We start from the raw sequence: 12,674 nt of genomic DNA, 5'->3' as shown, positions 1-12,674 counted from the left end.
CCGCCGCAGGACGCACGGTCCAGACATGACCAACGACACGCTGCCCGGCCGATCCTCTCAGCCCGAGCTGCTCGTGCTCCACTCCGTGCGCATCCAGGGGATGGCGGACGACGGCGCCGTCGCCGAGCGGTTCGGCCTCGACGAAGCGGGCACCCACGAGATCCTGCTCGACGACGAGGCGTACGGCTGGGTCAGTCACGCGGCGTTCGCGGGGACCAGCGGGTGGTCGATGACGGAGCGTGGCCGCGCCGAGGACGACAGACGCCTGGCCGAGGAGCTCGCGGAGTCGGGTGCGCGGCCCGCCGTCGAGAGCGCGCACGAGCGGTTCGGGCCGCTGAACGACCGCCTGCTGCAGGCCTGCACGGACTGGCAGCTCCGGGCGAACGGGGACGAACGGCTCGTCCCGAACACCCACACGGACCCCGAGTGGGACGCGCGCGTCCTCGACGAGCTGGAGGCGCTGGAGGCCGAGCTCGAACCCTTGGTCGCGGGGCTGAGCCAGGTGCTCGCGCGGTTCGAGGGGTACGACACGCGGTTCTCCTCGGCCCTGGCCCGCGCCCGGGCGGGCCGGGGGGAGTGGGTGGCGGGCACGGGCGTCGCCTCCTGCCACGCGGTGTGGATGGAGCTCCACGAGGACCTGATCTCGACCCTCGGCGTCGACCGCGCCGCCACCGCCGGCCAGTAGGTTCGTCGCATGGCGACCAGACATCTCTACCTGGCCCGGCACGGTGCGGCCGACGCGTTCGGCGAGCTGACCGATGTCGGACGGCGGCAGGCCGGGCTGCTCGGCGAACGGCTGGCCGGCCTCCCGGTCGACGCCGTGTGGCACTCGCCCCTGCCCCGCGCCTCGGCGAGCGCGCACGAGATCGCCCGGCGCCTGCCGGGCGTGCCCGTCGCGGAGGCCGCCGAGCTGGTCGACCACGTGCCGTACGTCCCCTCCGGCCCGGACCTGCCGGCGGCCTGGGCGGGCTTCTTCGACGGGTTCGACGACGCCGAGCGTGTCCCCGGTGAACGGCTCGCCGCGGACCTCGTCGACCGGTTCGCCCGGACCGCCGAGGCCGAGACGCACGAGGTGCTGGTGACCCACGCGTTCCAGGTGGCCTGGCTGCTGCGGCACGCGCTCGACGCCCCGCCCGCGCGCTGGCTCGGCCTGAACGCAGGCAACGCCGCGCTGACGGTGATCGAGTACCGCGACGGCCTGCCGCCCTCGGTCGTGCTCTTCAACGACATGGGCCACCTGCCCGCAGACCTGCGCTGGACGGGGTTCCCGGGGGCGGTGCGGCCCTGAGGAGTCGGTCGCACACGAGTCCGTGCAGCGCGCGCGGCGCGCTGGTACGGTCCGACGGCGGCGTCCGGCCGGGCGTCCCCACGTCAGCACGACGGAGGCACACCGTGCACCCTGGATACACCGCGGTTCCCGACGGTGACGGACCGTTCCCCGGCGTCGTGGTGGTGCACGACGCCTACGGCATGACGGCAGAGCTGCGCCGCGTGTGCGACCACCTCGCGGCCCAGGGCTACGTGGTCCACGCCCCCTCGATGTTCCAGGGCGGCCGGTGCCTGCGGCAGACGTTCCGCAGCTTCGTCGCCGACCAGGGTCCGGCCTACGACCGGCTGGAGGCCGAGCGCGCGGCGCTCGCGGACCGGCCGGACTGCACGGGCCGGGTCGGCATCATGGGCTTCTGCATGGGTGGCCGGTTCGCCCTGGTGGCGGCGGGCCGCGGCGGGTTCGACGCCGCGTCGGTCAACTACGGGCTGCTGCCGAAGGGCAAGCAGGAGCCGGCAGCGCTCGACGCGATGCTGTCGGCGCCCTGCCCGGTCGTGGCGAGCTTCGGCGACCGGGACACGGTGGTCGATGTCGCCGAGGTGGCCAAGCTGCGGGCCGGGCTGGAGCGGGCCGGGGTGCCCGTGGACCTCAAGGTGTACCCGGGCGCCACCCACTCCTTCCTGGCGCAGTACACGGGCGCGCTCGGGATGCTGATGCGGGTCCAGGGCATGTCGCACGACCCGGAGGCGTCCGCGGACGCCTGGGCGCGCACGCTCGGGTTCTTCGACGAGCACCTCGGCGCCCGGGCCTGACGGCGGTCCCGCTCAGGCGGTGGCCGGGGCCGGCCGGGGGCGGGGCCGCAGCTCCGCCGTGGTGGGCCGGTCGGGGGCGGCGGAGTCGACGAGCCGGTCGACGGTGTCCTCCAGCGCGTCGAGCACCTCGGGCAGGGCCGCGGCGACGGCGCGCGGGTCGGCGTCGGGGCGGTCGTAGGTGGACCGGATGAGGCGCTCCGCGGCGTCCAGGACCGTCGCCCGCCGGTCCGGCGCGGCCAGCGCGAGCGTCACGGAGCCGCTCATCACGGTCTGGAAGGCCGTGGCGACCTCGTCGGTCGGGGTGTCCCGGACCAGACCGTGCCGCTGCATGATCGACAGGACCCGGTGGAGCGCGGGGCCCGGGAACTCGTCGAGGTCGAAGGGCGTGTCGGGTTCGGTCATCGGCAGCGGCGCCATGCCGGGGTTCTCCAGGACGGCGGCGATCTCGCTGCGGACCACGCGGCCGACGCTCAGGTGTGTCGCGCCGGTGCGCAGGTCGTCGGCGAGATCGGTGAGCATCCGGGCGGCCTCCAGGCGGAAGACGGCCTCGCGCAGTCGTGCCTTCGTGGGCCAGTAGAGGAAGACCGTCCCCTTGCCGACGCCGGCGCGGGCGGCGACGGCGTCGACCGTCGTGCGCTCCGGTCCGTCGAGGAGGAACTGGATCCTGGCCGCGGCCAGGATCACCTCGGCGCGGTCCTGCACGGGTCGTGCCATCGTTCCCCCTTCCTCGCGTGACGGCCATCCTAGTCGCGAGTTCTTGACTGGCGAGATCTGTGCAGTCAATAATCGAGGCACGTTCGCAGACCGAGGAGAGGGATCGACATGAGCAAGCCGCGCGCACTGGTGGTCGGGATGGGTGTCGGGGGACTGGCCACGGCGCTGCGCCTGCACGACGTCGGGTGGGAGTCCGTGCTCGTCGAACGGGCGCCCGCACGGCGCGGCGCCGGCTACTTCGTCGGCATGTTCGGCACGGGGCAGTCGGCGGCGGCCCGGCTCGGGGTGCTGGACGCCATCGGCAACCGGACGGACCCGGCGTCGATCACCTACGACGTCGAGCGGGACGGCCGGCGTCGTCCCGGCATGGGCTACGGCGACCTGCCGGGCGCACCCCAGCTCGTGCTGCGCGGCGACATCGAGGGTGCGCTGTACGACGCCGTCGAACCGCTCGCCGAGATGCGGTTCGGCACCACGCCCGTGGCCGTCGAGGAGCGCGGCGACGGCGTGCACGTCACGCTGCGCACGACCGGCGATACCCCCGGCGAGCCGGCCACGGAGGCGACCGAACGCTTCGACCTGGTGGTGGGCGCCGACGGCCTGCGGTCCACGGTGCGCCGCCTCGTGTTCGGCCCCGACGCCGCGTACCTGCGGCCGTTCCACCACATCATCGGCGTGTCGGTGCTCCAGGAGCCCGTGCCCGGCTTCGGCCCGACCGACGGCATCGTGGTCGCGGAGCCCGGCCGGTCGGCGTGGGTGTTCCCGTTCACCGACCACCGGCCGACCGTGCTGTTCAGCTACCGCACCGACGACGAGGACGCGCAGTTCCGCCGTCCGCCGGTCGAGTCGCTGCGCCGGGCCTTCGGGCCCGAGCCCACCGGGCCCGTGCTGGGCAACCTCCTGGACCAGTTCGAGGCCGCGGACGACGCCCTGTTCGACTCCGTGCACCAGGTGGTGATGCCGAGCTGGCACTCCGGCCGCGTGGTACTGCTCGGCGACGCCGCCTGGTGCGTCACGCTGTACTCCGGCATGGGGGCCTCCAGCGCGATGGCCGGGGCGGACCTGCTGGGCACGGTGCTGCAGCGCAACCCCGGCAACCCGGCCCGCGCGCTGCGCGAGTGGGAGCTGCGGATGCGCCCGTTCATCGCCGCCCACCAGCGCAACGGCCGCCGGGACCTGGTCATGTTCGTGCCGCAGACCCGCCGTGACAAGCGGGCCAGGACCTTCACCCAGACCCTGCTCGGCAACCCGACGGGCAAGCGCGTCATGCAACGCGTCTTCGCCCCCCGCTTCGCGGAGAAGTCCCTGGACATCGCCGCCTGACCCCGCGTCGTCGAGTGCTGGGTATTCGCCCTCCTGGCACACGAAGAAGGGCGAACATCCAGCACTCAGCGGGCGGGCGGGGTCAGTCCGTGGAGCGGAGGATGGCGCGGACGCCGATCGTCAGGCCCACGGCCGCCGTGGCGACGGCCGCCAGCCAGCCCCAGGCGACCGTCGTCGAGAGGATGTCGCCCGCGAAGGCCGCGCGGCCGGAGTCGACGACGTAGCGCAGCGGGTTCACCGCCGAGACGGCGCGCATCCAGGCCGGGCCGGACTCCAGGGGCAGCAGCATGCCGGACAGCAGCATCACCGGGAACAGGACCGTCTGCTGCACCACCCAGAACATCCACTCCTGCTTGCGTACCGCCAGGGCGAGCGCGTAGGACAGCGAGCCGACGCCGATGCCGAGCACCGCCAGCTGCAGCAGTGTCAGCACCGCGCCCACCGGGTCGGGCCGCAGGCCGAACGGCAGCATCACCAGCAGCACGACCGCCGACTGGGCGACGATCGGCACCATCTCCTTCAGCGCGCGGCCGACGAGCTGCGCCGAGCGCGACAGCGGGGTGACGAGCATCCGCTCGTGCACCCCCGAGGTGAGGTCGAGCTGCAGGTTGGAGCCCGTGACCGACGTGCCGAACAGGGTGGTCATGGCCAGCACGGCGGGCACGAACCAGAGCCAGACGTCGCCGCCCAGGCTCCCGCCCGCGGAGCCCGCCAGCAGCGGACCGAACAGGCCGAGGAACACCAGGGGCTGGATCAGGCCGAAGACCAGCGAGAACGGGTCGCGCACCACGGGGGCGAGCTCTCGCAGGAGCACGATCCGGGTGTCACGGACGAGGCTGCGCCGGGGGAGCGGGCGGGCCGGTGTGGTCGGGGCCGAGCCGGGGGACAGGGTCGCGGCGCTCATGCCAGGACCTCCTTCGCGGTGGTGTCGGTGCTGGTGGTGGACGTGCTGGTGTCGCTCGCCGGGCGCGCGGAGACCGGGCCCTGGTCGGGCGTCCCGTCCTCGCCACCGACCCCCGTCTCGCGCAGGCTGCGGCCGGTGAGGCCGAGGAAGACGTCGTCGAGCGTGGGCCGGGCGACGTCGACGCGGAGCACCGTCAGGCCCGCGGCGTCGGCCGCGCGGAGCAGGCCGGGCGTGGCACCCGGGCCGTCCGCCATCCGGATCTCGACCGCGCTCGTGCCGTCGCCGGCGGCGTGGCCCGTGGTGCGGTCTGCGGTGCTGTCTGCCGGGCCGGCGGACAGGGGCCCGCCGGCCGGCCCCCGCCGGGCGGGTCCGACCCGCACCGACCGTGCCCCTGGCGCCCGCTCGGCGAGCGTCGCGAGCGCCCCCGCGTCCTCGGCCGCCACGCGCAGCGTCACGAGGTCTCCCGCCAGGTCGGCCTTCAGGGCGTCGGCGGTGTCGTCGGCGATGACCTGCCCGTGGTCCACCACGATGACCCGCTCGGCGAACGTGTCGGCCTCGTCGAGGTAGTGCGTGGTGAGCACGATCGTCATGGGCTCGGCCGTGGCGGTCCGCATCCGGAGGATGTGCTCCCAGAGGTTGGCGCGGTTGTGCGGGTCCAGGCCGGTCGAGGGCTCGTCGAGGAACAGCAGCGACGGCTGGTGGACCAGTCCCACGGCGACGTCGAGGCGGCGCTTCTGCCCGCCGGACAGGCTCTCGACCTTCCGGTCGGCCTGCTCGGTCAGGTCGAGGGCCTCCAGCAGCTCGCCGGCCCGGCGGCGGGCGGTGCGCCGGTCGAGGCCGTAGATCTCGCCCTGGACCACGAGCTCGTCGCGGACCACCTGGGACGCCCCGCCGGCGCCACCCTGGCCCACGTAGCCGATGGCGGCGCGGACCCGGTCGGGGTGGGCGACGACGTCGTACCCGGCGACCGTCGCGGTGCCCGACGTGGGCGGGACGAGCGTGGTGAGCATGCGCAGCGTGGTGGTCTTGCCGGCGCCGTTGGGGCCGAGCACCGCCACCAGCTCGCCCGGCGCGACGTCGAGCGAGATGCCGCGCACGGCGTGCACGGTGCGGGTGCGGCTCACCACGAAGTCCTTGGTGAGCGCGTCTGTGCGGATCACGGTGTCTCCTTCTGTCCTGGTGCTGCTGACAGGACCCACCCTTTCGTCAGTAGAGGTCAGTTCCTGGCCTCTACCGCGTGCGATCCTGGATCCGTGCTCGAGACCTCCGGACGCCTCCTGACCCTGTTGTCGCTCCTGCAGGCCCGCCGCGACTGGCCGGGTGCGCTGCTGGCCGACCGGCTCGGCGTGAGCCCGCGCACGGTGCGGCGCGACGTCGACCGCCTGCGCGAGCTCGGCTATCCCGTCAACGCCACCAAGGGGCCCGACGGCGGCTACCGCCTCGCCGCCGGCGCCGACCTGCCGCCGCTCCTGTTCGACGACGAGCAGGCCGTGGCCGTGGCCCTCGCCCTGCGTACCGCCGCGATCCCCGGGGCGGAGGAGGGCGCACTGCGGGCGCTCGCGACGATCCGGCAGGTCATGCCTGCCCGGCTCCGGTCCCGGCTCGACGCGCTGGAGGTGACCACGGTGCGGCGCCGGCCCGGGACCGAGGATGCGGTCGTGGAGCCCGAGACGCTCCTGGCGCTCGGCTCCGCGTGCCGGGCGGGGGAGGTGGTGCGGTTCGACTACGCGGGCGGCAGCATGGCCGTCGTCGGCGAGGGGGACGCCGCCTTCCGGCCGCCGCGCCGCGTGGAGCCGCACCACCTGGTGACCTCGGAGGGGCGCTGGTACCTGGTGGCGTACGACCTGGACCGGGCGGACTGGCGGCTGTTCCGGGTGGACCGGCTGACCCTCCGGTCGGGTACGGGGCCCCGGTTCACCCGGCGGGAGGTGCCGGGCGGTGACGTGGGTGCGTTCGTCGCCGACCGGATCAGCGGTTCGCCGTCGCCGGTGCGGGGCGAGGTGGTGCTGCACGCGAGGGCCGCCGACATCGCGCCGTGGATCGGCGCCCGAGGGCTGTGCGAGCCGCTGCCCGACGTCGACGGCGCGCCCCGGTGCCGGGTGGTGCTGGGCTCGTGGTCGTGGGGCGGGCTGGCCGGCTGGCTCGGGGTGTTCGACGTGCCCTTCGAGGTGGTGGGGCCGCCCGAGCTGGTCGCGGCGACCCGGGAGCTGGCGGCCCGCTACGCGGGCGCGACGCCCGCCGCGCGCTGAGCCCGGTCCGCCAGGCGACGGAACGCCGCGGCGGTCTCCCGGCCCTCCAGGACCTCGACCTCCGGGCCGAGTGCCGCGAGCCAGAGCGCGAGCCGGTCGGGATCGTCGGTGCCCAGGTCGATGGCGCACGTGCGCTCGTCCAGCGGCTCCGCGACGACTCCGGGCGCCAGGAGTGGTGTGACCTGGTCGGCCGGCGCGTGCACCCGCACCCGTGCCCGCACTCCCCACGTCGCCCGTGCGACCCGGTCGGTCACCCACCGCGTGACGTCCGGGGCCGGTGGCGGTCGCGGGGCGAAGCGCGCGCCGGTCGGGGCCCGCGGCGTCATCCGGTCGACCCGGAAGACCCGCCAGTCCCCGCGGTCGCGGTCCCATGCGGCGAGGTACCAGCGCATGTTCCAGCACACGAGGTGCCGGGGTTCCACGAGACGGGTCGTCGTGGCGCCGTCCGCGGAGGTGTAGTCGAACCGGAGCAGCTCCGTCCACCGGACGGCCATCGCGACCGTGCCGAGCACGGCCGGGTCGGTGACGGGCCCGTCGTCGCGCACGACGGCGGTCGTGGCCCGGACGGCGTCCACCCGGCGGCGCAGCCGGTGCGGCAGCACCTGATCGAGCTTGGCGAGCGCGGTCAGCGTGGTCTCCTCCGCGCCGGCCACGCCTTGGGCGGCCACGGAGCGCAGGCCGACGGCGACGGCCACCGCCTCGTCGTCGGAGAGCAGCAGCGGCGGCATCGCCGTGCCCGCCGACAGCCGGTAGCCGCCGGCCACCCCGGGGCGGGCCTCGACGGGATAGCCCAGGTCGCGCAGACGTCCGACGTCGGCGCGGACCGTGCGGGCCGAGACGCCCAGCCGCTCGGCCAGCTCCTGACCGGTCCAGCCGCGTCGCAGCTGCAACAGGGACAGCAGCTCGAGCAGACGGGTGGAGGTCTCCAGCATCCCCCGATCATCACACCGAATGCGGAAGCTGCTCTGCCGCAATGGTTCCTACGGTCGGTGTCGTGACCACGAACCATGACCTCACCCCGTTCCGCATCGACGTGCCGCAGGCCGACCTCGACGACCTGCGCGACCGGCTCGCCAGGACCCGCTGGCCGCTGCCCGTCCCCGGGCGCACCGACGACTTCGGTCGCGGCGTCCCGCTGCCCTACCTGCGCGACCTCGCCGAGTACTGGCGCGACGAGTTCGACTGGCGGTCCCAGGAGGCGCTGCTGGGCGAGCTGCCCCACTTCGTCACCCGGATCGACGACCAGCCGGTCCACTACGTCCACCTGCGCTCACCGGAGCCGGACGCGACGCCGCTGGTGCTGCTGCACGGCTGGCCCGGGTCGTTCGCCGAGTACTCCCGTGTGCTCGGGCCGCTCACCGACCCGGTGGCGCACGGCGGCGACGCCGCGGGCGCCTTCCACGTGGTGGTCCCGTCCCTGCCCGGGTTCGCGTTCTCCACGCCGCTGAGCGGCACGGGCTGGGAGATGTCCCGCACGGCGGACATGACCGCGGAGCTCATGTCCCGGCTCGGCTACGAGCGGTACGTGCTGCACGGCAGCGACATCGGCTCGGCGGTCGTGGGGCACCTGGCCATGGTCCGGCCGGACCGGGTGATCGGCGTGCACAAGGCTGTCGACGGGCGGCTGCTGGCCATGGCCGGCCAGGCCTTCCCGGTACCCGACGGGCTCACCGCGCACGAGACCGCGGAGATCGGACGGGTTGCGGCGCTGAACGCCCAGGACCTCGGCTACCTCATGGTGCAGAACCACCGGCCCGACACGATCGGGCCCGCGCTCACGGACTCGCCGGTGGCGCTGCTGGCCTGGATCGCCGAGAAGTACCAGGGCTGGACCAATCCCGCGTACGCGACCCCCGACGCCGCCGTCGGCCGGGACGCGCTGCTGACCACCGTCAGCCTCTACTGGTTCACCCGGGCCGGGGCCTCCTCCGCGCAGTTCTACTACGAGGCGTCCCACTCGGACGTCGACTGGTTCAGCGGCACCCACGCGCCGACCGCCTGGTCCGTCTTCGACGCGCACCCGCTGCTGCGGCGCGTGGTGGACCCGCAGGGTGCCGTGGGGCGCTGGGTCGAGCACACCGAGGGCGGCCACTTCCCGGCGCTGGAGGTACCGAACCTGCTGGTGGAGGACCTGCGCGCGTTCGTCCGCGACCTCGGGCCGGGTTCCCGCGGGCCGGGCCGCACCCAGTAGGTTGTGCCGCATGACGAACCTGTCCGACTTCAGCGACGACGAGATCGACCAGATCCTGGACGCACCGGGTGCCGTGCTCAAGGGCGCGACCCTCGCGGACGGCGAACCCGGCGGGCTTCGGTTCCTGCTCGAGACGGCGGCCGGTGCCAGGGTGTTCCGTGAGGCCCAGGTGCACGAGAACGACTTCGTCCGGTCGGTGGCGGTCGCGCTGCGCGAGCGGATCGCCGAGCAGTCGGCGGCCGAGGAGGAGGCGCGACGCAACCCGGCGTCGCAGGTCGGGGTGGCGGCCGCCGCCGCGGCCACGCAGGAGGCGGCGACGGTGGGCGTGCGCCCCGACCCGGAGGGTGCGACGGCCGAGGCCGTCGAGCTGACCGGAGCCGCCGTGGCCCTGTTGCGCGCGCGGGCGGACGAGAAGGACGCCGCCGCCTACGCCGCGTGGGTGTACCGGATCGCGGAGCAGGTCGCCGAGGCGGCGTCGACCAAGGAGGGCGGCTTCTTCAGCAGGCGCGTCAAGGTCTCCGCGGGCGAGCAGGACTACCTCGACCGGCTCGCGGCCGCCGTCGGGCGCTGATCGGGCGCGACCGTCGGCCGTGCGCCGTGCGGCGCCGGTCGTGCGGCGTCGGCCGTGCGGCGCCGGTCGTGTCGTACGTCAGGCGCGCTGCCGGGAGTACTCGAGCTCCGGCCGCCCGCGCGTCCCGTACCGGGGCGCGCGGGTGGCGGTCCCGCTGTCCGCCAGGAACTCCAGGTAGCGGCGCGCCGTGATGCGGGCCAGGTGCAGCTCGTCGGCGACCTCGCTGGCCGACAGTGCGCCCGTCTGCCGGGCGAGCAGGTCGGACACGGCGTCGAGGGTGTCCTGCGACAGGCCCTTGGGCAGGCCGGCGGCGTTGGAGGTGCGCAGCGCCGCGAATGCGGTGTCCACCTCGCGCTGGCTGAGGGTCGAGACCGGCGAGCGCATCTGCTCGAAGTAGGTGCGGTACGCGCCGAGCTTCTCCGCGAACAGCCCGAACACGAACGGCTTGATGAGGTACTGCACCACGCCGACGGCCACCGCCTCGCGCACCACCTCCAGCTCGCGGGCCGCCGTCACGGCGATCACGTCCACGACGAGGCCCGCCGCGCGCAGCTGCCGGCACAGCACCAGGCCGTGCCGGTCGGGCAGGTTCATGTCGAGCAGGAGCAGGTGCACCTCCGCTCCCGCGGCCTGGGCGTCGCGCAGGGCGCGGACGGTCTCGCTCGCGGTGTGCACCACCCCCGCGAGCTCGAAGCCCTCGACCCGGCGCACGTACTCGCCGTGCGCCTCGGCGGTGCGGTGGTCGTCCTCCACGACCAGGACACGGATCATGCGCGGGCCGCCGTCCCGGCCGCTGTCCCGGTCGTAGGGCTCGCGGTCGCAGGGCTCGCGGTCGTAGGGCTCGCGGTCGCGCGAGGCGCCGAGCGGTCCGCGGGGCGGGGGAGCGTGACCGTGAAGACGGCGCCCGCGTTCGTGCCCGCGCCGCCGGACACCTCGATGTCGCCGCCGAGGCTCTCGACCACCTGGCGCACCAGCGCGAGCCCGTAGCCGCGCCCGCCGGCCGCGGCGTCCTTGGTGCTCCAGCCCTGCTCGAAGATGTGGGCGACGTGTGCCGGGGCGATGCCCCGGCCGGAGTCGGAGACCTGGAACACCAGCGACCCGTCGTCACCGTTGGCGAGGTACACCTCGACCCAGGCGTCGGCACCCGCGCCGTCGTCCTCCAGGACGCGGGCCGTCGCGGCGTCGATGCCGTTGTCGATCAGGTTGCCCAGGATCGTCACCACGTCCACGGGTTCCAGCCAGTGCGTGCCCGGCGCCAGGTGCGTCTCGAAGTGCATCTCGACGGCCCGCTCGCGGGCCTGCGCGGCCTTGCCCAGCACGAGCGCCGCGATCACCGGTTCCTCGATGGCCTGCACCACGCGGTCGGTGAGGCGCTGGCCCAGGTCGCGCTCCCCGGCCACGAACCGCAGGGCCTCGTCGCTGCGGCCCAGCTCGATGAGGGTCGCGATGGTGTGCAGCCGGTTGCTGAAGTCGTGCGTCTGAGCCCGCAGCGCGTCCGAGATGGTCCGCACGGAGGAGAGCTCACCGGTCACCCGCTGCAGCTCGGTGCGGTCACGCAGGGCCACGACCTCGCCCACGGTCCGCCCGCGCGTGGCGGCTGCCTCGCGCCCCACCAGCAGCACGCGGGAACCCACCCGCACCGGCCCCTCGGGCGCGGTGCCCCCGAGCAGGTCGCGGACGGCGGGGGACAGCCGCGGGTCCGTGACCGCGAACGGCGCGGCCAGGTCGGGCACGTCGAGCAGGCGCAGCGCCTCGTCGTTCGCCAGCACCACCGTGCCGTGCTCGACCAGCAGCATGCCCTCCTCGACCGAGTGCAGCACCGCCTCGTGCGCGGCGAACAGGTGCGCCAGCTCGTCCGGGCCGCGGGACTCGGTGATCCGGTCCAGCCGGCGCGCCAGCAGCGTCGCGGCCACGGCGCCCGTCGCGAACGCCAGGAGCGTGGCCACGCCGACCACCAGCAGGCGGGGCACGATGCTGTCCCACAGCCGGTCCAGCGTCACGCCGGCCGACACCATGCCCACCACCTCGCCGTCCTGCGTCACCACCGGGACGACGGCGCGCACCGACGGCCCCAGCGTGCCGTCGTACACCTCGGTGAACGTCTCGCCGCGCAGCGCGGGCGCTGTCGAACCCACGAACGGGTGGCCGATCTGCCACGCGTTGCGGTGGGTGTACCGGGTGCGGTCGGTGTCCATGACCGTCAGGTAGTCGATCTCGGTGGCCTCCATGACACGCTCCGCGTACGGCTGGAGCTGCGCGGAGGCCTCGGCCACCGAACCCTCACGGTCGTCGGCGGCGTCGGCGTGCGCCCGGGCGACCGTGTCGATCACGAGCGCCTCCGCGGCCACCGTGGCCGCCAGGTCCGTGCTCTCCGTGGCCGCGTGCGCCTCCGCCGAGGAGCGCGCGTCCACGGCCAGCAGGCCGAACACGATCACCGCACCCGCGAAGAGCAGGGCCGTGTGCACGGCGAGGAACCACCTCGCGATACTCGCACCCCGTCGCTGCGCCACGGACCCATTGTGGCCCCCGCGCGCCGTGCCACCGACCATCCGGGCGCACCGCGAGAACACTATGTACGCAATGGGGGTTTCCGACGGCCGGGACAGCACCCTGGTCGCTGACCACACAGCGTCGTGAGAGGAA

The 12,674-nt window shown here is 74.5% G+C and carries 13 protein-coding genes; 7 read left to right on the top strand and 6 right to left on the bottom strand.

The features are described 5' to 3' along the window. Nucleotides 1-25 precede the first annotated feature (25 nt). From ACO229_RS10040 to ACO229_RS10030, 3 genes are all read left to right on the top strand, one after another. Complete coding sequence (locus tag ACO229_RS10040) at nt 26-685, top strand: transcriptional regulator (protein ID WP_423464782.1); 660 nt, start codon at nt 26-28, stop codon at nt 683-685. A 9-nt stretch (nt 686-694) separates the two neighbouring features. Further along, nucleotides 695-1,288 (top strand): histidine phosphatase family protein, encoded by a 594-nt coding sequence (locus ACO229_RS10035; RefSeq protein WP_423464781.1) that lies wholly within the window; start codon nt 695-697, stop codon nt 1,286-1,288. 104 nt (nt 1,289-1,392) lie between these two features. Further along, entirely contained in the window at nt 1,393-2,079 is a 687-nt protein-coding gene (locus tag ACO229_RS10030) for a dienelactone hydrolase family protein (protein ID WP_397430125.1), read from the top strand. Nucleotides 2,080-2,091: 12 nt separating this feature from the next. Here ACO229_RS10030 and ACO229_RS10025 read toward each other — a convergent pair whose 3' ends face one another. Further along, nucleotides 2,092-2,793 (bottom strand): TetR/AcrR family transcriptional regulator, encoded by a 702-nt coding sequence (locus ACO229_RS10025; protein ID WP_423464780.1) that lies wholly within the window; start codon nt 2,791-2,793, stop codon nt 2,092-2,094. A gap of 108 nt (nt 2,794-2,901) precedes the next feature. On the opposite strand from ACO229_RS10025, the gene ACO229_RS10020 reads away from it, so the two are divergent. Further along, on the top strand, nt 2,902-4,116 hold the full coding sequence (locus ACO229_RS10020) for an FAD-dependent monooxygenase (protein WP_397414737.1): 1,215 nt from the start codon (nt 2,902-2,904) through the stop codon (nt 4,114-4,116). Nucleotides 4,117-4,198: 82 nt separating this feature from the next. Here the strand turns inward: ACO229_RS10020 and ACO229_RS10015 are convergent, their stop codons facing one another. Further along, nucleotides 4,199-5,020: an ABC transporter permease gene (locus ACO229_RS10015; protein ID WP_423464779.1), complete on the bottom strand. Its 822-nt coding sequence runs from the start codon at nt 5,018-5,020 to the stop codon at nt 4,199-4,201. Further along, nucleotides 5,017-6,180, bottom strand: a complete 1,164-nt coding sequence (locus ACO229_RS10010; RefSeq protein ID WP_423464778.1) for an ATP-binding cassette domain-containing protein — start codon at nt 6,178-6,180, stop codon at nt 5,017-5,019. The genes ACO229_RS10015 and ACO229_RS10010 overlap by 4 nt, the downstream gene beginning before the upstream one ends. A gap of 93 nt (nt 6,181-6,273) precedes the next feature. Between ACO229_RS10010 and ACO229_RS10005 the strand changes: the two genes are divergently transcribed. After that, nucleotides 6,274-7,269: a helix-turn-helix transcriptional regulator gene (locus tag ACO229_RS10005; RefSeq protein ID WP_397430130.1), complete on the top strand. Its 996-nt coding sequence runs from the start codon at nt 6,274-6,276 to the stop codon at nt 7,267-7,269. Here the strand turns inward: ACO229_RS10005 and ACO229_RS10000 are convergent. Continuing rightward, on the bottom strand, nt 7,239-8,201 hold the full coding sequence (locus ACO229_RS10000) for a helix-turn-helix transcriptional regulator (RefSeq protein ID WP_423464777.1): 963 nt from the start codon (nt 8,199-8,201) through the stop codon (nt 7,239-7,241). The two genes, ACO229_RS10005 and ACO229_RS10000, sit on opposite strands and share 31 nt — an antisense overlap. 62 nt (nt 8,202-8,263) lie before the next feature. Here ACO229_RS10000 and ACO229_RS09995 point away from each other — a divergent pair, with 62 nt between their 5' ends. Together ACO229_RS09995 and ACO229_RS09990 are read left to right on the top strand one after the other, a co-directional pair. Next, nucleotides 8,264-9,460, top strand: a complete 1,197-nt coding sequence (locus ACO229_RS09995; RefSeq protein WP_423464776.1) for an epoxide hydrolase family protein — start codon at nt 8,264-8,266, stop codon at nt 9,458-9,460. A gap of 10 nt (nt 9,461-9,470) precedes the next feature. Beyond that, nucleotides 9,471-10,031 (top strand): hypothetical protein, encoded by a 561-nt coding sequence (locus ACO229_RS09990; RefSeq protein ID WP_423464775.1) that lies wholly within the window; start codon nt 9,471-9,473, stop codon nt 10,029-10,031. Between the two features lie 78 nt (nt 10,032-10,109). On the opposite strand, the gene ACO229_RS09985 is transcribed toward ACO229_RS09990, so the two are convergent. After that, nucleotides 10,110-10,802 (bottom strand): response regulator, encoded by a 693-nt coding sequence (locus tag ACO229_RS09985; protein WP_397414753.1) that lies wholly within the window; start codon nt 10,800-10,802, stop codon nt 10,110-10,112. Beyond that, nucleotides 10,799-12,541, bottom strand: a complete 1,743-nt coding sequence (locus ACO229_RS09980) for an ATP-binding protein (RefSeq protein ID WP_423464774.1) — start codon at nt 12,539-12,541, stop codon at nt 10,799-10,801. The genes ACO229_RS09985 and ACO229_RS09980 overlap by 4 nt, the downstream gene beginning before the upstream one ends. Nucleotides 12,542-12,674 lie beyond the last annotated feature (133 nt).

The sequence above is a fragment of the Promicromonospora sp. MS192 genome (assembly GCF_049532985.1).
Taxonomy (GTDB): Bacteria; Actinomycetota; Actinomycetes; order Actinomycetales; family Cellulomonadaceae; genus Promicromonospora.
Note: the sequence above shows the minus strand (reverse complement) of the source record. Positions and strands in the feature narration are given on the sequence as shown.

Coding starts and splice junctions, on each gene's coding strand:
- ACO229_RS10040 (WP_423464782.1), top strand. CDS start 26: ATGACCAACGACACGCTGCCCGGCCGATCCTCTCAGCCCGAGCTGCTC.
- ACO229_RS10035 (WP_423464781.1), top strand. CDS start 695: ATGGCGACCAGACATCTCTACCTGGCCCGGCACGGTGCGGCCGACGCG.
- ACO229_RS10025 (WP_423464780.1), bottom strand. CDS start 2,793: ATGGCACGACCCGTGCAGGACCGCGCCGAGGTGATCCTGGCCGCGGCC.
- ACO229_RS10020 (WP_397414737.1), top strand. CDS start 2,902: ATGAGCAAGCCGCGCGCACTGGTGGTCGGGATGGGTGTCGGGGGACTG.
- ACO229_RS10015 (WP_423464779.1), bottom strand. CDS start 5,020: ATGAGCGCCGCGACCCTGTCCCCCGGCTCGGCCCCGACCACACCGGCC.
- ACO229_RS10000 (WP_423464777.1), bottom strand. CDS start 8,201: ATGCTGGAGACCTCCACCCGTCTGCTCGAGCTGCTGTCCCTGTTGCAG.
- ACO229_RS09990 (WP_423464775.1), top strand. CDS start 9,471: ATGACGAACCTGTCCGACTTCAGCGACGACGAGATCGACCAGATCCTG.
- ACO229_RS09985 (WP_397414753.1), bottom strand. CDS start 10,802: ATGATCCGTGTCCTGGTCGTGGAGGACGACCACCGCACCGCCGAGGCG.